Here is an 18,415-nt window from a genome sequence, read left to right on the forward strand (position 1 = left end):
TCAATAGCCATCAGCAACCAACGCGCCCGTGCAGGGCGCGCGGCGCCTGATCGACAGCGGAGCGCGGCGCCGGGTGGATCAGATCATTTCCTCGGCGCCCTTGCCGCCGAGCACGATCTCGCCGGCCTCGGCCATGCGTCGGGCGATGGTGAGGATTTCCTTCTGCGCCGTTTCCACGTCGCTGACCCGCACTGGCCCCTTGGCTTCCAGGTCGTCGCGCAGCAGCTCGGAAGCACGCTTGGACATGTTCTTGAATATCTTGTCCTTGACCCGCTCGTCGGCGCCCTTGAGCGACACCACCAGCACGTCCGACGACACTTCGCGCAGCAGCGCCTGGATGCCACGGTCGTCGACGTCGGCCAGGTTGTTGAAGACGAACATCAGGTCCTCGATCTGCTCCGACAGGTCGCTGTCGATTTCGCGGATCGCGTCCATCAGTGCACCTTCGACCGAACTGTCGAGGAAGTTCATGATGTCAGCCGCACGCTTGATGCCACCCAAGGTCGTCCGCGCAGCGTTGGAGTTGCCCGAGAACTGCTTCTCGAGGATCTGGTTCAGCTCCTTCAGCGCAGCCGGTTGCACGGTGTTCAGCGAGGAAACGCGCAAGACGATGTCCAGGCGCACCTTGTGGTCGAAGTTGCTCAGCACTTCGCCAGCCTGGTCGGGGTCGAGGTAGGCCACCACGATAGCCTGGATCTGCGGGTGTTCGTAGCGGATCACGTCGGCCACGGCACGCGGCTCCATCCACTTGAGGCTGTCCAGGCCGCTGGTGTTGCCACCGAGCAGGATGCGGTCGACCAGGCCGTTGGCCTTGTCCTCGCCCAAGGCCTGGTTGAGCATCTTGCGGATGTAGGCATCGGAACCGACACCCAGGCTGGTCTGCTCGCCGACAACCTCGACGAACTCGCTCATCACCTGCTCGACCTGGTCGCGGTGCACATTGCCCATCTGCGCCATCGCCACACCGACCCGCTGCACTTCCTTGGGCCCCATGTGGCGCAGCACCTGGGCCGCATCGGTCTCGCCCAGCGAGAGCAGGAGGATCGCCGCTTTGTCGACGCGGCTCAGCTTGGCGGTAACGGCTCGGTTATCACTCATCGGCGTTGATCCACTCTTTCACGACCTGGGCCACACGGCCCGGGTCTTCGGCCACCAGGCCTTTGATTGCGTTGAGCTGCGCCTCGTAGCCCTCGGTCGGGCTAGGCAGCAGAATGCTTGTCGGGCCACCCAGAGTGACGCGGTCGCTGGCCAGTTCGCCATCCAACCCCACCATGCCGCCCAGCTCCATGTCGCTATCCTGGGCAGCCTGCTTGCCGCCCCCGGTAATATTGTTCAGCACCGGCCGCAGTACACCGAATACCAACACCAGGATGAACACCACGCCCAGCACCTGCTTGACGATGTCCCAGAACCACGGCTGCTGGTAGAAGGCGATGTCGGCGACTTCCTCGCCACGGTCGGCGGCGAACGGCACGTTGATCACCGTCACGCTGTCGCCACGGCTGGCATCGAAACCGACCGCATCCTGCACCAGCCGGGTGAAGCGCGCCAGGTCCTCGGCGCCCCACGGCGCACGGGTGGTGTCGCCAGTGGCCGGATCGACCTTGACCTGGTCATCCACGACCACCGCCACCGACAGACGGGTCATGCGCCCCTGCTGCTGGCGGGTGTGGCTGATGGAACGGTCCAGCTCGAAGTTCTTGGTGCTCTGCTGACGCTTGTCCGACGGATACGGCGCCAGCATCGGCTGGCCGGTGGCCGGGTCCATGATCTGCTGGCCATTGGCGTCTACCAGCGGCTGGCCGGGCTGGATAGCCGCCGCCGGCGTGGCAGCGCCACCAGTGGTCTGCGGTGCCGAGGCCGGGCCTGGCGGTTGGTTGCTCAGCGCACCAGGCACGCCCTGCGGGCCTTGGCTGCTGGCACGTTGTTCGTCGACCGACTGCTCGCTGCGCAATGCCGGCTGGTCGGGGTTGAACTGCTCGGAGGTGGACTCGACCGCGCTGAAGTCAAGGTCGGCAGACACTTCGGCCTTGTAGCGGTCATTACCCAGCACCGGCTGCAGGATGTTGTGCACGCGCTGGGTGAGCATGCTTTCCACCCGGCGGCTGTAGTCGAACTGCTTGCCGGCCTGGGTCAGGGCGGTGTCCTGGATCTGCTCGGACAGCAGGTTGCCTTTCTGGTCGACCACGGTGACCTGGGACTTGTCCAGTTCCGGCACGCTGGTCGCGACCAGGTTGACGATGGCCATCACCTGCCCGGCTTCCAGGGCACGGCCCGGGTACAGCTCGACCAGCACCGAGGCGCTGGGCTTGCGCTCGTCACGGACGAACACCGAGCTCTTCGGAATCGCCAGGTGCACGCGTGCGCCCTTGACATTGTTCAGGCTGGACACGGTACGCGCCAGTTCGCCTTCCAGGCTGCGACGATAACGGGTGGCTTCCATGAACTGGCTGGTGCCCAGGCCCTGCTCCTTGTCGAGCAGCTCGAAGCCGACATTGCCATCGCTCGGCGCCACGCCGGCCGCGGCCAGTTTCAGGCGCGCACGGGAGAGGTCGTCGGCCTTGACCAGCAGAGCGCCGGAATTGGGCTCGACGTTGTAGGGGATGTCGGCAGCAGCCAGGGTATCCATGACCTGCTTGGTGTCCATGCCCGCCAGGCTGCCATACAGCGGGCGGTAGTCCGGTTGTTGCGACCACAGCACCACGGCAAAGCCGATCGCCACGCTGGCGGCCAGGCCGACCAACAGGCCGACCTGACGCAGCATGGGCATCTGCGCGATGTTTTCCAGAAACGCCATGCCGAACAGCGGCGGCTTGGCCGCTGGCGGGCCGCTTTTCACGGGGGCGTTGTCGACGACTGCTTCAGCCATGGATTATGTCCGTCCTCAAACCGGCATCTGCATGATGTCCTGGTACGCCTGGACCAGCTTGTTGCGTACCTGGGTCAGGGCCTGCATCGATACGCTGGCCTTTTGCGAAGCGATCATGACGTCAGTCAGGTCGACGCCGCTCTTGCCGATCTCGAAGGCGTTGGCCAGCTGGGTCGAAGCCTGCTGCGTCTCATGCACCTTGCCGATGGCCTGGCCGAGCATGTCGGCAAAGGTACTTTGCCCCGGTGCCAGCTCGGGGGCTGCAGCCACCTTGGGCAGCGACATGGCGTCGGCCTGCATGGCCCGCATGTCCAACATCAGACGATTGAATTCAACACCTTGGCTCATGACCCTTCTCTCTCCTGCGGCCGCATTTTTTTGACGTGATGCGGCGGATAGCCTACCTAAAGCAACAAAGGTGCCAGCCTGTGATCAGCCCGGTTTTTTACCCGCCCCTGCACGGGTGGCCCCGTGCGGTTCTGTAAGGGGTTGTCAGCCGAACAGGCTGGCTTCGACGTCGAACCCGGCATCGCGCATCTGCGCCAGCTTGTAGCGCAGGGTGCGTGGGCTTATCCCGAGCCGTTCAGCCGCTTCTTTGCGGCGGCCACGCTCGGCGCGCAGGGTGTCGATGATCATCTGGTACTCGTGGCGGCGCATGTCATCGCCCAATCCGCCCGCCTCAACGGCGACTTCAGGGGGGGACTCGCTGCCAGCTGACAATGGAATGGCGCCCGCCAGACAAAAATCCGCCGCCTCGATCACGCCGCCCTGCTGCAGGATCAACGCGCGCTGCAGGGCGTTGTCCAGTTCGCGCACGTTGCCCGGCCAGGCATGCGCCTGCAGGCAGGCGCGGGCCTCAGGCGACAGGCGCACCGGCGCATGCTTCATCTTGGCCACATGGCGGGCCAGCAGCCGCTCGGCCAGTTGCAGGATGTCGCCCGGGCGTTCGCGCAGCGGGCGCCAGGCCAGAGGGAACACCGACAGTCGGTAGAACAGGTCTTCGCGGAAGCGCCCGGCCGCCACTTCGCCGGCCAGGTCACGGTTGGTGGTAGCCAGCACGCGGATATCCAGGCTGATCGGTTTACGCCCGCCTACCCGCTCTACTTCACGCTCCTGCAGCACCCGCAGCAACTTGGCCTGCAGGGCCAGCGGCATTTCCGAAATCTCGTCGAGCAGCAAGGTACCGCCGTCGGCCTGCTCGAACTTACCGGCCTGGGCGGCGATGGCACCGGTGAAGGCACCCTTCTCATGGCCGAACAAGGTGGCCTCGAGCATGTTGTCGGGGATGGCCGCGCAATTAATTGCCACGAACGGTTGCGCGGCCCGCGGCGACTGCTGGTGGATGTAGCGCGCCAGCACTTCCTTGCCGGTGCCGGACTCACCGGAAATCAGCACGGTCGAGTCGCTGCGCGCCACGCGCGCGGCCAGCTCCAGCAATTGCCGGCTGGCCGGCTCGCAAGCGACCGGACCCTCTTCGTCGGCAGCCCCCAGTCGCCCGGCAGCATGGCGCTCGACCAGGCTGAGCAGGGCCTTGGGCTCGAATGGCTTGACCAGGTAATCAGCAGCCCCCTGGCGCATGGCCTCGACAGCGCGCTCCACGGCGGCATGTGCGGTCATCAGCAATACCGGCAACTGCGGCTGCTGGCGGCGCAACTGGGCCAACAGCTGGTGCCCGTCCATGCCGGGCATGTTGACATCGCTGACCACCAGGCTGAAGGCTTGTTGCTGCACCGCCTCCAGGGCTTCCTCGGCACTGCCTACCGCCTGGTAAATGAAACCGCCGATGTCCAGGGTATCACCCAACGCCTGGCGCAATACCCGGTCGTCTTCCACCAGCAGCACCTTGATGGCCATTACGCGCCCTCCGCCAACTGCCCATCGATCAATGGCAGTTCCACCCGCACGCAGGTACCACGACCAACCTTCGAGCGCAGGCTGAGCGAGCCCTGATGCGCGCGCACCACGGCCTTGACCACGGCCAGACCCAGGCCTGTGCCGGTGGGCCTGGTGGTGAGGAATGGTTCGCCCAGGCGCCCGAGCAGGTCTGCCGCGATGCCACTGCCAGCGTCGCTCACGCACAGGTGCAAGGTACGCTGGCGGCGGAACAGATGCACTTTCAGCCGCGCCGGGCTGTCGCTGGCCTGCAGGGCATTCTCGATCAGGTTGAGCAAGGCACCGACCAAGGTATCGCGGTTGCATAGCAGCTCACCGAGGTGGCTGTCGCACTGCCAGCGCACGGCGTGCCCCTGTACATGCACCTGGGCTGCCTGCTGCAGCGCCTGGAACAATGCCTTCGGCGTAATCCTGTCACCCAGCGGCAATTCGCCACGGGCAAATACCAGCATGTCGCGCACCTGGTGCTCCAGCTCGTGCAGGCGCTCCTTCAGGGTACCGGCAAACCGCTGGCGGGTTTCCAGACTCAGGTCTTGTTCGGGATCGGCCAGGTGGCTGGCATAGAGCATGGCCGCCGACAGCGGCGTGCGGATCTGGTGGGCCAGCGAGGCGACCATGCGCCCCAGCGACGACAGCCGTTCATGACGGGCCAGCTGGTCCTGCAGGCGACGGGTTTCAGTCAGGTCGTTGAGCAGCACCAGCTGGCCGGGCTCGGCATCCAGCGAGCGGGTGGCAATGGACAGGCGGCGGCCATCGCGCAGCGAGACTTCGTGGCCGTCGTCCTTGCGTGGGGCAAAGCTGCGGGCAATTACCTGGCGCCACAGCTGGCCGATCAGCGGCTCACCAAGCAGTTCGCAGGCCGCCGGGTTGGCTTCACGCACCAGGCCCTGGCCATCGATCACGATCACCCCGCCTGGCAGCAGGTCGAGCAGGTTCTGCAGGCGGATGGCCAGGCGCTCCTTTTCGCTCAGCTCGGCGATGCGCTGGGCACTGACTACCGCCAGCTCACCCTTCAGCTCGCTGACCCGCGCCTCGAGCAGGCTGTAGGACTGGCTCAGCTGGCTGGACACCTGATTGAACAGGGCAAATGCCTGTTCGACGCCCTGGCGGCTTTCCTGTTCGACCAGGGATTGCCCCTGCGCAAAGGGGGCTCGGGATACGTGGGCGGCCTGGGGCATCGTGCTCTCTCGCGTGGCTGACCGTCATAAAAACGGTATGTTGCCAGCGGTGTAGCAATAGCCGTGCCGAAGCTGTGGATTGGTGCCGCCTGTACCCGCGAAGGGGGCCGGTACAGGCGACCGTCAGGCGTCAATCCTCCGCCTGCTCCTCGCCACCCTGGCGGCTCATGCCGTACTTGCGCATTTTCTCGACCAGGGTAGTGCGACGAATGCGCAACCGCTCAGCGGCACGCGCGACGATACCGTTGGCATCGTCCAGGGCCTGCTGGATCAGCCCCTGCTCCAGGCTGCCGAGGTAATCCTTGAGGTCCAGGCCTTCAGGGGGCAGCATCGCGTGGTTGCTGAAGCTCGGCGTGTGGCCATTGATTGCCACGCGCTCTTCGAGGTCGCTGCGCAGGCTGTCGACCATCTGTTCGTCTTCGTCATCGACGTAACGGAATTTCTTCGGCAGCTCGGATACGCCGATCACCCCATATGGATGCATGATCGCCATGCGCTCGACCAGGTTGGCCAGCTCCCGCACGTTACCCGGCCAGCCATGCCGGCACAGCGACATGATCGAGGCAGAGTTGAAACGGATGGAACCACGCTTCTCGTGTTCCATGCGCGAGATCAGCTCGTTCATCAGCAGCGGGATGTCCTCCACCCGCTCGCGCAGCGGCGCCATCTCGATGGGGAACACGTTGAGGCGATAGTACAGGTCTTCGCGGAACGTGCCCTCCTCGATCATGGTTTCGAGGTTCTTGTGGGTCGCGGCGATGATGCGCACATCGATGCTCTGGGTCTTGTTGCTACCCACTCGTTCGAATGTACGTTCCTGCAGTACGCGCAACAGCTTGACCTGCATCGGCAACGGCATGTCGCCGATTTCGTCGAGGAACAGGGTACCGCCGTTGGCCAATTCGAAACGCCCGGCACGGCTGGTGATGGCCCCGGTGAAGGCGCCCTTCTCGTGGCCGAACAGTTCGCTTTCCAGCAGCTCGGCCGGGATCGCCCCGCAGTTGACCGGCACGAACGGCGCTTCGCGGCGCTTGGAGTGGTAGTGAAGGTTGCGCGCCACCACTTCCTTGCCGGTGCCGGACTCGCCGAGGATCAGCACGCTGGCATCGGTATCGGCCACCTGCTGCATCATCTGCCGTACATGCTGGATGGCACGGCTGGTGCCGACCAGGCTGCGGAACAGGTTCGGTTCGCGCTGGCGCCCACGCTCGCGCGCCTGGTCGTACATCTCGCGGTAGACCTGGGCACGGTGCAGCGAATCCAGCAACTGGCTGTAGCTTGGCGGCATTTCCAGATTGGAAAGCACCCGGCGGCGAAGGTCTTCCGGCAGCTCCGCAGAAGAAATTTCACCTAAAAGCAGAACGGGAAGGAACTCATCCCACCCTGCCACTGTCTTAACGAGCCCAAGGAGATTGCCCGGAGCATTTACAGCACCGATGAGCACGCACAGCACTTCACGACTGGAAGACAACGGCTCGACCATTTGCTGCCAGTCATGGCTGGAGCAAGCGAGGTTTTCTTCACCCAGGAAGTTAAGCACCACCGCGAGATCGCGGCGGCGTGCGCTGTCGTCATCGATCAGCAGAATCTTGGTTTCACGCCACATGCAATAGCAACTTCCCTAGTCATATCGGCGCCCAGCAGGGGCGTGTTCGACATCATTCCGACTGAATGGTCAGTGTTCGGACGTCTGAAATTCGAAAACAGCCACTAGTAAAGTCAAAAATCACCAGCCAGTCAAATTAATGGCGCATGGCTTTTGGCAAAGTCTGTGGTCACGAGAACAGATGGTATACCTTCGCGGCGTTTTTCGCCTGACGGATTTTCGTCATTTCATCGACCAGGGATTGACGTTCACCACTTGCAACTTCAATTAGTTGGCGGTAAACGCTCAATAACTGCTCAAGGCTGGCACTGATGTCGGCCTCGTTGCCCTTTGCCTCGGCCAGCAAGTCGCTGATGCGCAGGCGGCACTCCAAGTCCAACTCCCCTACTGCCTCCCAGTCACGGTTGGCCAGCGCCGCCAGCAGCAGCTCCCGGGTTTGCTCGATTCGGGCGATAACTTCGCTCATGTCAATCCTTGTCAGGGCGTCGGCGACTGATCGCCGATTGCGTCCCAACCTTCCTTCACAGTGATCAGCAGGCGCGCCACCTCATCGATGATGTCGGGGTCACCCTTGGCGTTGGCTTCGATCAGCCGACGGCTCATGTAGGTGTACAGGCTGTCCAGGTCGGCCAGGCTGTCGGCGTGGTTTTCCAGGTCCAGGCCTTCGCGCAAGCCACCGATGATGTCGATGGCCTTGCCAATGAGAATGCCCCGTTGTGCGATGTCATTGCGCGCTATGGCGCCCTTGGCCTGCGCCATGCGGTCAAGGCCACCCTGCATGAGCATCTGCACCAGACGGTGCGGGCTCGCTTCGGATGTCTGCGCCACGCCGTTGACTTTCTGATACTGCCGAAGGGCCAACATCGGGTTCATGGATCTACCTCGTTGCTGCGGAAAAGGTTGCTTGTACCCTGTGTATCGCCGGGACGTCAAAAAACTTTAGCGGAAAAGCCAAAAGCCCGGGACACCTTGGAGGGCGTCGCCGGGCTTTTGCCAGGTTCAGGATATCAGGACTTCTTGGCCTGGGCGTTGATGGCCTCGAAGATCGAAGTGATCTGGTCGGCTTGTGCCTTCATCTTGCCTAGCGCAGTGTCGAGCGCCACGTATTGCCTGGTCAGCGACTCGGTCAGCGACTCGGTGCGGCGGTCCAGGGCTGCCTGCTGGGCGGCCAGCTGCGAAGCCGCCTTGTCGAGGTTGGCCTTGCGCGTGGCAAGGCTGCCATCGGTCTTGTTGTACGGGTCGATGGCCTTGTTCATCCGCTCGAAGATACCGTTGGTTCCGGTAAACAGCGTCTGCACTTCGACACCCAGCTTCTTGTCGTTCATCGCCGAGGTGAACTTGGTGCTGTTGAACTCCAGCGTGCCGTCCTTCTGGGTATTGATACCCAGCTGGCTGAGGGTGGTCAGGTTGTCACCTGCCCCGACCTCGCTCAACACCTTGCGAATGTCGCCCAGCAACGAACGCGTGGTGGGGTCGTTGGTGAGCGGGCCGAGCACCAGCTTGTCATCCGCGTCGCGGCTGGTGGAGGTCAACGAAGTGATCGCCTTCTGCAGCGTGTTGTAGGCATCGACGAAGCTCTGCACCGACTTCTTCAAGCCGTCGTTATCCGCCGCCACCTTCACGGCAGTAGGGGTACCGCTCGTCGCGCCGCTGGGTTTGGCACTGACACCGGTCAGCTCCAGGGTCATGCCGCTGATGGCATTGTCGACGGTATTGGAAGCACTCTTGACCTTCAGGCCATCGATGGTCAGCTCGGCGTCCTGGGCCAGGGCGTTGATATAGCCCGCTCCGGTACCCGACATCTGCGTGGTGCCGTCGATGGTCAGCTCGGCAATGCCGCTCAGGGAAATATCGCTGCCGGCGCCGGTGGTGGTCGAGCTGAGCACCAGGCGCGAGCCACCCTCCTCGTTGACGATGTTGGCGCTGATACCGTTGGCGCTCATTTCCTTGTTGATCTGGTCGCGCACACTTTGCAGGGTCGCGCCACTGGCCACGTCCAGGTTGTAGGTCTTGCCGCCCTGGCTGATGGTCAGCTGGCCGGCGCTGATCGCGCTGGTCGCACCGCCGGCGAACTGCTGGCTGGCCACTTTCGAACTGGTGGCCAGCTTGTCGACCACGATGTCATAGCTACCCGCCACGGCGGAGTTGCTCGACTTGACCTTGACCACCGCTTCGTTGGCAGAGGTGGCCGCATAGGCGTTGAACGAGGGCGCGTCCTTGTTGTTGAGCGCCTTCATGGCGTCCTGGAACGCTGTCAGGGCACTGCGCAGCGAGCCGATACCCGAGATCATTGCGCTGTTGTTGCTGGTCTGCCGGGTAATCTGCGACTGTTTTGCAGTGGTATCGGCCTTGACCAGCGCACTCACGATCTCGGTGATGTTGAGACCGGAGCCCAGGCCTGTACTGGAGGTAATCGGGCTTGCCATGCTGTTGTCCCTCTCGTCAACGTGTCACCCCGCTCCTGCAGGGCAGACATGCATTACGTCATTAGTGTCCGCCGCCGGTCAAGCCTTGGCGTCGAACAGAACACTGTTGGCATCGCTCAAGCTCTGGGCGATCCGCAAGGCCTCTTCAGAGGGTAACTGGCGAATGACCTGACCGCTGTCGGTCGCGATGACCTTGACTACTATCTTGCCGGATTCTTCATCCGTGGAAAATTCCAGGTTGCGCTGCGATGCTTTGAGAAACTTCTCGATTTCCGCAACGGCGCTTTTGACCTTTTCGGCATCCTGCACTTCCTGGACCTCGCGCAGGTGTTTCTTCTCGTCGCCTGCCTTATCAGGCTCCGCTGGCCGGACGACCGGCTTTTCAGCACCCTGCTCGGCCGGACGTGCCGCCGCATGAGACAGGTTCAGCTTGACGCTCATGTCCATGGTCTACCACCTCGCAATGAAAAGGCGGGGAAGTGCCAGGCACTCCCCCGCCAGCAACCAGGCAGATTAGCCCAGCAGCTTCAGAACTGCCGACGGCAGCTGGTTGGCCTGGGCCAGAACCGAGGTGGAAGCTTGCTGCAGAGTCTGCTGCTTGGTCAGCTGGGCAGTTTCAGCAGCGAAGTCGGTGTCCTGTACACGGCCACGGGCAGCTTCGGCGTTCTCGTTGATGTTCTGCAGGTTGTTGATGGTGCTGGTCAGACGGTTCTGAGCGGCACCCAGGTCAGCACGGTTGCTGTTGATGGTCTGCAGAGCGGCGTCGATAGCCGAAACAGCGGCGCTGAAGTTGGCTTCGGCGGTGGTGGTGTCCGAACCCTGGATGTTGATGGCGCTGGTAACGCCCAGGTCGGAAGCGGTGAACTTGGCGCTCAGGTCGATGGTGATCTGGTTGGCCGAACCGGTGTTGGAGCCTACCTGGAAGGTCATGACCGAAGCCGAACCGTCCAGCAGGTTCTTGCCGTTCAGCTGGGTGCTGTTGGCGATACGGGTCAGTTCCGAAGCCATCGACTGGAACTCTTTGTCCAGTGCGACGCGGTCGTTGGTGCTGTTCGAGTCGTTTCGCGACTGAACGGCCAGTTCACGCATACGCTGCAGGATGTTGGTCTGCTCTTGCATCGCGCCTTCAGCGGTCTGGGCGATGGAGATACCGTCGTTGGCGTTTTTGATCGCCATGGTCTGACCACGGATCTGCGAGGTCATGCGGGTAGCGATCTGCAGGCCGGCGGCGTCGTCTTTGGCGCTGTTGATTTTCAGGCCGGAGGACAGACGGGTCATCGAAGTGCTCAGAGCATCGGAAGCACGGTTCAGGTTTTTCTGAACGCCCAGAGAGGTGGTGTTGGTGTTAACAGTCAAAGCCATGACGAATTCCTCGTTGGATTGGGTACTACGGCTTCCGGCCTTGGCAATTCGCCGGGTGTGGCACAGAGAACCTTCGTAATGGTTATCGTCGTCAGGGCGGGTTGCTTTAGGGCGATTTCTCACTTTTTTTACTGGCATCCTGCCACCCCAATGAAATCAAGGGTTTGACGCCAGAAATCCATCATTGAAAACGAAAGAAGCGCGACCCGGGGAGGGGCCGCGCTTCCTTGTGACCACAGTGCTCGGTCAGCCGTTGCGCTCGATGATCGCCGAGCCCCACGACAGGCCTACACCGAAGCCACTGAGCGCCACGCGCTTGTGCTGCGAGTTGAGCACGTGTTTCTCCAGCAGCAGCGGGATGCTCGAGGACACGGTGTTGCCGGTCTCGACCATGTCCTTGACGAATTTCTCGCGATGCTCGCCCTCATCGAAGCGCTGGGCCACTGCATCGACGATCGCCGCACTGCCCTGATGCAGGCAGTACAGGTCGATGTCCTCGGCGCGCAACTGGCTGGCCTCGAGCAACTGCTGCAGGTGCGCTGGCACTTTGACCAAGGCGAAGTTGTAGACCTGACGGCCGTTCATGAAGAATTTGCCGTCCGTCGTGCGCAGGTGCTCGGCACCCGCACCATCGCTGCCGAACAGCGACTTGCCGAGCTGCCAGGCAGCACCCTCGCCCATCCAGGTCGCGGTGGCCGCATCACCGAACAACATGGTGGTGTTGCGATCCTCAGGGTCGACGATCTTCGAGTACGGGTCGGCGGTAATCAGCAGGCCATTCTTCAAGCCTGCCGCCTCCATGAAGCCCTTCATCGCATACAGGCCATAGACGTAGCCGGAGCAACCCAGGGAAATATCGAACGCCGCGACCTGGGTGGTCAGCCCCAGCTTGTGCTGGACGATCGCAGCCGTGTGCGGCAGGCCTTCGGCATCGCCGTTCTGGGTGACCACGATCACCACCTCGATGGTCGCCGGGTCAAGCGAGGGATTGGCAGCGAACAACGTCCGGGCCGCCTCGACGCACAGGTCGGAGGTTTCCTGGGTCGCATCCTTGCGCGGCAGGAAGGTCGAACCGATCTTGCCGAAGATGAAATCCTGATCCTTGCCGAATTTCGCACCCTGAGCGTAGTTATCCACGCCTTCTACAGGTACGTAACTGGCGATGCTTTTGATGCCAATCATTGTGGCTTCCCGATGGAAATGGCAAAAATTCGCAGGTGCCGTGACCCTGAATGCAAAACCTGCACCCCACGCCGACGGGACTACCCACAGACTCAATAGATTAAAGATGCACGTTTCGACTGCCAAGTCACGACTATACCGACAATCCGCCAAATGCTGATGGCGAACTGTTGGCCAGCTTTTTGCTAATCCACCTGTATCAATGCCTTCGCTGCCGTTTAACTGACGCGGCAGCGGTTCGATCGACGCTACCGGATTTGCGCCGTCAAGCGTGGCAGCCCCATAGTCAGCGCGAGCACCGTCTCATATGGCAAAGCCTATAACCGTCACCAGTCCTCTGATGCCGCCTTTGGAATCCTTTCTGCCTTATCTGGAGCAGATCTGGGACAGCCGGTTCCTGACCAACTGCGGTCAGTTCCACCAGCAACTGGAGGAAGCGCTGGCTGAACACCTTGGGGTCAAATACATCTCGCTGTTTTCCAATGGCACGCTAGCGCTGGTCACCGCGCTGCAGGCCTTGCGCATAACCGGCGAGGTGATCACCACGCCGTATTCGTTTGTCGCCACCGCCCACTCACTGCTTTGGAACAGCCTCAAACCTGTGTTCGTCGATATCGACCCACACAGCAACAACCTCGATCCGCAACGCATTGTAGAGGCGATCACCCCGGCAACCACCGCAATCATGCCGGTGCATTGCTATGGCATCCCTTGCGATGTGGAGGGCATACAGTCGGTGGCCGACACCTATGGCCTGAAGGTCATCTACGATGCCGCCCATTCGTTTGGCGTACGCCTCAACGGGCAGAGCCTCCTCAACCATGGTGACCTTTCGGTACTGAGTTTCCACGCAACCAAGGTATTCAACACCTTCGAGGGTGGTGCGATCGTCTGTCAGGACGAGAAGACCAAGCGGCGCATCGATTACCTGAAGAACTTCGGTTTCGCCGACGAGGTCACGGTCATAGCCCCGGGCATCAACGGCAAGATGAATGAATTGCAGGCAGCATTCGGCCTGCTGCAGCTGCGTCATATAGAGGGTGCGTTATCTCGCCGCCGCACGATCTACGAACGCTACTACGATCGCCTGGCAGCGGTACCAGGCATAAGCCTGATGAGCCCGCCCGCCAATGTCGAGTGGAATTACGCCTACTGCCCGATCATGGTCAACGGCGAGCGCTTTGGCATCAGCCGCGACGAACTGTACGAGCGCTTCCGCGCTGTCGACATTCTGGTACGTCGTTATTTCTATCCGCTGATCTGCGAGTTCCCCATGTATCGCGGGCTGGAAAGCGCCAATCTGGACAAGCTGCGCATTGCCCAGCAAGTCTCGCGTCAGGTGCTTTGCCTGCCGATCTATCCAGATCTGGACGACGCGACCCAAGATCGCATCTTGTCCATCATCATCGAAGGACAAGGTGCCTGATCAATGGCCATCAATGTATTGGTATTTCCCTGCGGTTCGGAAAATGCTTCAGAGATACACCAGGCACTGATGCACTCTGTCCACGTCAAGCTGTTCGGCGCCTCCAGCGTCGACGACCATGGCCGCCAGCTTTTCGACACTTACAACGGCCAGTTGCCGCGCATTGATGACGAGCGCTTCGATCAGGCATTTTCCGCCTTGCTCGATGAATGGCAGATCGAACTGGTGTTTGCCACGCATGACACTATCCAGGCCTACCTCAGCGAACGCATCGAGCGCTTCGGTGTGGCACTGGTCAATGGCGACCCAGAAACCTGTGCGCTTGCCAGGCGCAAGTCATCGACCTACGCAGCGTTCGCCGACCAGCCTTGGGTACCTGCCGTCTATGCAAGCCCGGAAGACGTTGAGCAGTGGCCCGCAGTGGTAAAGCCAGATCTCGGCCAGGGCGGCCAGGGGTTCGAGCGGGTAGCCAACGCACAGCATGCACGCGCCGCGCTTGAGCGAACTCACCTGCCGTTGTTGGTCGAATACCTACCAGGGGAGGAAATCACGGTTGATTGCTTCAGCGATTTCCAACACGAACTGCGCTGGGTGGGGCCGCGCAACCGCGAGCGGGTGCGTGCCGGTATTTCCATGCGCAGCACATTTCCTGCCCCGGACCCGTCCATAGATGCCATCGCTGCAACCCTGAACAAGCGCCTGCGCCTTCGCGGCCCCTGGTTCTTCCAGCTCAAGCGCGACCGCCAGCAACGCTGGAAGCTGCTGGAAATAAGTTGCCGGGTGGCGGGGTCAATGGTGGCCCAGCGTGCCCTGGGTGTGAACCTGCCACTGATGGCTATCCATGACCACCTGCAACGCCGCGTCACGCCCTTGCCGCAAGCCGCAGTCAACCTGATCGAACGGCGCATCCTGACTGTTGCGCAGCTGGACTGGCCCTTCGACACGGTCTACATCGACTTCGACGAAACCGTCATCCGCGACGGCCGCGCCATACCCTCAACGCTGTACTTCCTCTATCGCATGCAGTGCAAAGGCAAGCGCCTGATCCTGCTTACCCGGCACGCGAGCGACCCACGCGATACCTTGCGCAAGGCCCGCATTGCCGTCGAATTGTTCGACGAGATCATTCATATCACTGACGGTCGAGCGAAATCCGAATTCATTCGTGGCAATTCGATCTTCATTGACAACCATTTCCCTGAGCGCCTGGATGTCGCCACCCATTGCGCCATACCCGTCTTCGATGTTGATGCTCTGGAGTTTCTTTCGTGAAAACCGTCAAGTCCGACCATAACCGCCGCCTGGTCATGCGCCACCTGCGGGACACCAGGATCGAGCCGCTGGACAAGGATTTTCCGCATTCGGCACTTATTTCCCGGGCGACCTATTCGCCATGGTATGCCGATGCCGCATTCATGGAGGTGTTCGAACGCATTCAGGGCCTTACTTTGGTCGATATCTACCGTTGCCATGAGTTGTGGGATCTGCTTCGGCAAACCGCCAACGTCGCAGGCGATGTCATCGAAGTCGGCGTGTGGAAAGGTGGCACCGGGCTGCTCGCCGCCAAGCGCCTGGCGCAACTTGAAAGCACCAAGCATCTGCTCCTCTGTGACACTTTCTGTGGCGTGGTGAAAGCCGGCGCCAACGACACGCTTTACCAAGGCGGCGAGCACGCTGACACCAGCCTGGAGAGCGTGGCCGCACTGCTCGAAGGTGAACAACTGAAGGACCGCGCCACACTGCTGCAAGGGATTTTCCCAGAGCAGACCGGCAGCGAGGCCGAGGCGCGTCGTTTCTCGTTCTGCCATATCGACGTGGACACCTACCAATCGGCCAAGGACATCTTCGAGTGGGTTACGCCGCGCCTGAACCGACATGGCGTCATCGTCTTCGATGACTACGGTTTCTGGGGCTGCGAAGGCGTGGCCAGGCTGGTGGAAGACCTGGCTGACCACCCAGAGTACTTCCTGTTGCGAAACCTCAATGGCCACGCTGTCATGCTCAAGCTGACCGAGGCGAGCCATGTTTGAACTGCTGCATGCCGAACGCTTCCCGGCCCATTACCAGACCCTCGAAACGCGGAAAGTGAAACAACTATTCGAGCAATGGAGTGCTGGCAGCGCAGCACCTGTTTCGGTCCTGGACTATGGCATGGGCCATGGCAAATACTTGCGCATATTTCGTGAGCTAGGGTTGCAAGCCACCGGCGTGGATATCAACCCGCAATACATCGAACAAGCCCGGGCCGCCGGCTTCGAGGCCTTGCACGAGTCAGAGCTGGAAGCGCTGGGCAAACGATTCGACGTCATTTTCCTCAGTCACCTGATCGAACACCTGGACCCCAACCAACTGCTGCACCTGCTCGACCGCCTGATCGCCCTGCTCGCACCGCAGGGCCGGCTGGTCATGATCAGCCCGGTCCTGGGCGAACGCTTCTTTCACGATTTCTCCCATGTGCGCCCCTACTACCCGCAAAGCATTCGGCATGCCTTCGGCCAGTCCAGTTCGCCTCTGTCATTCGGCGCCAATGAGCGCATCGTGCTCAAGGACATTTACTTTTTCCGCGACCCTTGGCGCACACGCTTGTGGCGTTCCTTCTATGTTCAGGATACCCCGCTCTCCCCGTTCACCCGTGTGCTGAACAAAGGCTTCGACCTCGCCTGGCGGCTTACCGATGGCCAACTGGGGGCTACCAGTTCCTGGCTGGGGGTCTATCACACGTGCTGACGACACCCTCTCGCACGGGCCGCCCGCACGGCAAGCGGGTGGTGCTCATGCAGCCCTACTTCCTGCCTTATCTGGGTTACTACCAGCTATTGGGCGCAGCGGACCTGTTCATCAGCTACGACACCGCCCAGTTCATCAAGAACGGCTGGATCGAGCGCAACCGCTACCTGCTTGATGGCGAACCGAAGTGGTTCGGCGTTGCCTTGGAGAAGAGCAGCCATAAGCTGCCTATTCATGAAAAACGGATCAGTCAGGGCTTTCAGTACCAGCAGGTGATTGGAAAGCTCAAGCACGCCTACCGCACAGCACCGTATGCACACCGGGTGCTGCCATGGCTGGCACAACTGCTGGAGCAGCCAGCAGCCAGCATCGCCGAGCTCAACCTCAGGGTATTGCGGGCAAGTTGTGCATTGATCGGGCTCGACACCCCCATCATCGCAGCCAGCGCACTTCCCGCGGGCGCAGGCGTCGGCGGGCAGGCACGAGTGCTTGAACTGATGGCGGCCACAGGGGCGACCCACTACCTGAATCCGGCCGCAGGCGCTTTTCTGTACGAGGCCGGGGAATTCGCCAAAGCCGGTATCGAGCTGGAGCTGCTGCACGCCGAGTTAACGCCCTACCCTCAGCAAGGGCCAGAATTCGTGCCAGGGTTGTCGCTGCTCGATGCGCTGATGTTCAACCCGCCCGAAGTGCTCGGCGAGTGGGCCAGACAAGGGAGAGTGATGCATGCCTGACGCTATTGGCGGCTACTTCGAACTGGAGCTGCGCCAGGGCTACAGCCTGTATGAGCAGGCACTGGGCTTCAACTCCGCGCGCTCCGCGCTCAAGGTCCTGCTGCGCAACATCGGCGCGCGGCGCCTGCACCTGCCTCATTACATTTGCCGTGCAGTACCTGACGCCGCGCACGCCGCTGGCGCGCACGTAGCTCGTTATGCAATCAACCTGCAGCTCGAGCTGGAACAACTTCCGGAACTGCAACCTGACGAGCTGTTGCTGTACGTGAACTACTTCGGCCTGAAGGATCGCTACATAAGTGATGTGCTGGCACCGCATTACCGTGACCGACTGGTGGTCGACAACTCACAAGGGCTGTTCAGCGCGCCGCTCCCTGGCATCAAGACCCTCTACTCACCACGCAAGTTCGTCGGAGTGCCCGACGGCGGTTGGCTGGCCAACGCACCGCCCGGCGAGTGGCAGTTGCCGCAGAGTCAGTCGACGGCGCATTTCGGTGCCCTGCTGGGGCGGCTCGAAGGCGCACCCGAGCAGTATTACGCTGCGTTCCAGAATGTTGAAACGCAGCTTGATCAAGCCCCTGCAACCGCCATGTCGAACAGCACACGGCGCGTGCTCGACAGCCTGGATTATCCCGCGATCAGCGCCCGCCGCGAGGCCAACCTGGCCTTGCTGGAACAATCGCTGGGCTCGCGCAACCAGCTGGATATCCTGCCAGCCATGCCGACAGCAGCGCTCTGCTACCCCTTGCTCCTGCATACACCCGCTCAGGCCCAGGCCATCCGTCAACGCCTGTTGGCCGAGAGAATTTTTATCCCCTGCTACTGGCAGGAAGTGGTTGGTGAGCCAGACAGCCCGAACGTAGAGAAGCAACTGGCGAGCTGCCTGCTGCCCTTGCCGATCGATCAACGCTACGACGCAACGCACATGGAACGGCTCGCCGACCGAGTGAGCACTCTCCTGGCCACAACCTGAAGACCCGAACATTCACCTTGCACGGCACCGACTATCACA

General features: G+C 61.7%; 18 protein-coding genes. 6 read left to right on the plus strand and 12 right to left on the minus strand.

Annotated features, from left to right (window positions below; all coding sequences use genetic code 11):
* Positions 1–78: 78 nt before the first annotated feature.
* The 12 genes from fliG to QSV36_RS06855 form a co-directional block, all read right to left on the minus strand.
* Positions 79–1,098: a flagellar motor switch protein FliG gene (fliG, locus tag QSV36_RS06800; protein ID WP_289130932.1), complete on the minus strand. Its 1,020-nt coding sequence runs from the start codon at positions 1,096–1,098 to the stop codon at positions 79–81.
* Positions 1,091–2,869 (minus strand): flagellar basal-body MS-ring/collar protein FliF, encoded by a 1,779-nt coding sequence (gene fliF / locus QSV36_RS06805; protein WP_289130933.1) that lies wholly within the window; start codon positions 2,867–2,869, stop codon positions 1,091–1,093. The genes fliG and fliF overlap by 8 nt, the downstream gene beginning before the upstream one ends.
* A gap of 15 nt (positions 2,870–2,884) precedes the next feature.
* On the minus strand, positions 2,885–3,217 hold the full coding sequence (fliE, locus tag QSV36_RS06810; RefSeq protein ID WP_013973606.1) for a flagellar hook-basal body complex protein FliE: 333 nt from the start codon (positions 3,215–3,217) through the stop codon (positions 2,885–2,887).
* A gap of 144 nt (positions 3,218–3,361) precedes the next feature.
* Positions 3,362–4,723 (minus strand): sigma-54-dependent transcriptional regulator, encoded by a 1,362-nt coding sequence (locus QSV36_RS06815; protein ID WP_289130934.1) that lies wholly within the window; start codon positions 4,721–4,723, stop codon positions 3,362–3,364.
* Positions 4,723–5,940, minus strand: a complete 1,218-nt coding sequence (locus QSV36_RS06820) for a sensor histidine kinase (RefSeq protein ID WP_289130935.1) — start codon at positions 5,938–5,940, stop codon at positions 4,723–4,725. Before QSV36_RS06820 ends, QSV36_RS06815 begins: the two co-directional genes overlap by 1 nt.
* A gap of 130 nt (positions 5,941–6,070) precedes the next feature.
* Positions 6,071–7,546, minus strand: coding sequence for a transcriptional regulator FleQ (fleQ, locus tag QSV36_RS06825; RefSeq protein WP_289130936.1), 1,476 nt, complete (start codon positions 7,544–7,546; stop codon positions 6,071–6,073).
* Between the two features lie 169 nt (positions 7,547–7,715).
* Positions 7,716–8,012, minus strand: a complete 297-nt coding sequence (fliT, locus tag QSV36_RS06830; protein WP_289130937.1) for a flagellar protein FliT — start codon at positions 8,010–8,012, stop codon at positions 7,716–7,718.
* 11 nt (positions 8,013–8,023) lie between these two features.
* Positions 8,024–8,419, minus strand: coding sequence for a flagellar export chaperone FliS (fliS, locus tag QSV36_RS06835; protein ID WP_289130938.1), 396 nt, complete (start codon positions 8,417–8,419; stop codon positions 8,024–8,026).
* A 134-nt stretch (positions 8,420–8,553) separates the two neighbouring features.
* Positions 8,554–9,972: a flagellar filament capping protein FliD gene (gene fliD / locus QSV36_RS06840; protein WP_289130939.1), complete on the minus strand. Its 1,419-nt coding sequence runs from the start codon at positions 9,970–9,972 to the stop codon at positions 8,554–8,556.
* A gap of 78 nt (positions 9,973–10,050) precedes the next feature.
* On the minus strand, positions 10,051–10,419 hold the full coding sequence (locus tag QSV36_RS06845; protein ID WP_289130940.1) for a flagellar protein FlaG: 369 nt from the start codon (positions 10,417–10,419) through the stop codon (positions 10,051–10,053).
* A gap of 66 nt (positions 10,420–10,485) precedes the next feature.
* Complete coding sequence (locus tag QSV36_RS06850; protein ID WP_289130941.1) at positions 10,486–11,334, minus strand: flagellin domain-containing protein; 849 nt, start codon at positions 11,332–11,334, stop codon at positions 10,486–10,488.
* 246 nt (positions 11,335–11,580) lie between these two features.
* Positions 11,581–12,516 carry a ketoacyl-ACP synthase III gene (locus QSV36_RS06855; protein ID WP_289130942.1) on the minus strand — a complete coding sequence of 312 codons (936 nt, stop codon included), beginning with the start codon at positions 12,514–12,516 and terminating at the stop codon, positions 11,581–11,583.
* 307 nt (positions 12,517–12,823) lie between these two features.
* On the opposite strand from QSV36_RS06855, the gene vioA reads away from it, so the two are divergent.
* From vioA to QSV36_RS06885, 6 genes are all read left to right on the plus strand, one after another.
* On the plus strand, positions 12,824–13,942 hold the full coding sequence (gene vioA, locus QSV36_RS06860) for a dTDP-4-amino-4,6-dideoxy-D-glucose aminotransferase VioA (RefSeq protein WP_289130943.1): 1,119 nt from the start codon (positions 12,824–12,826) through the stop codon (positions 13,940–13,942).
* A 69-nt stretch (positions 13,943–14,011) separates the two neighbouring features.
* Positions 14,012–15,214, plus strand: a complete 1,203-nt coding sequence (locus QSV36_RS06865; protein WP_289130944.1) for an ATP-grasp domain-containing protein — start codon at positions 14,012–14,014, stop codon at positions 15,212–15,214.
* Positions 15,211–15,972 (plus strand): TylF/MycF/NovP-related O-methyltransferase, encoded by a 762-nt coding sequence (locus tag QSV36_RS06870; protein WP_289130945.1) that lies wholly within the window; start codon positions 15,211–15,213, stop codon positions 15,970–15,972. Before QSV36_RS06865 ends, QSV36_RS06870 begins: the two co-directional genes overlap by 4 nt.
* The gene (locus QSV36_RS06875) at positions 15,965–16,669 is read left to right on the plus strand and encodes a class I SAM-dependent methyltransferase (protein WP_289130946.1); all 705 of its coding nucleotides are present in this window, start codon (positions 15,965–15,967) and stop codon (positions 16,667–16,669) included. The genes QSV36_RS06870 and QSV36_RS06875 overlap by 8 nt, the downstream gene beginning before the upstream one ends.
* Before the next feature lie 47 nt (positions 16,670–16,716).
* Positions 16,717–17,403, plus strand: a complete 687-nt coding sequence (locus QSV36_RS06880; protein WP_289130947.1) for a WbqC family protein — start codon at positions 16,717–16,719, stop codon at positions 17,401–17,403.
* Positions 17,396–18,376 (plus strand): hypothetical protein, encoded by a 981-nt coding sequence (locus tag QSV36_RS06885; protein WP_289130948.1) that lies wholly within the window; start codon positions 17,396–17,398, stop codon positions 18,374–18,376. The genes QSV36_RS06880 and QSV36_RS06885 overlap by 8 nt, the downstream gene beginning before the upstream one ends.
* Positions 18,377–18,415: the final 39 nt, after the last annotated feature.

It is taken from the genome of Pseudomonas sp. BCRC 81390 (assembly GCF_030341915.1).
GTDB lineage: Bacteria > Pseudomonadota > Gammaproteobacteria > Pseudomonadales > Pseudomonadaceae > Aquipseudomonas.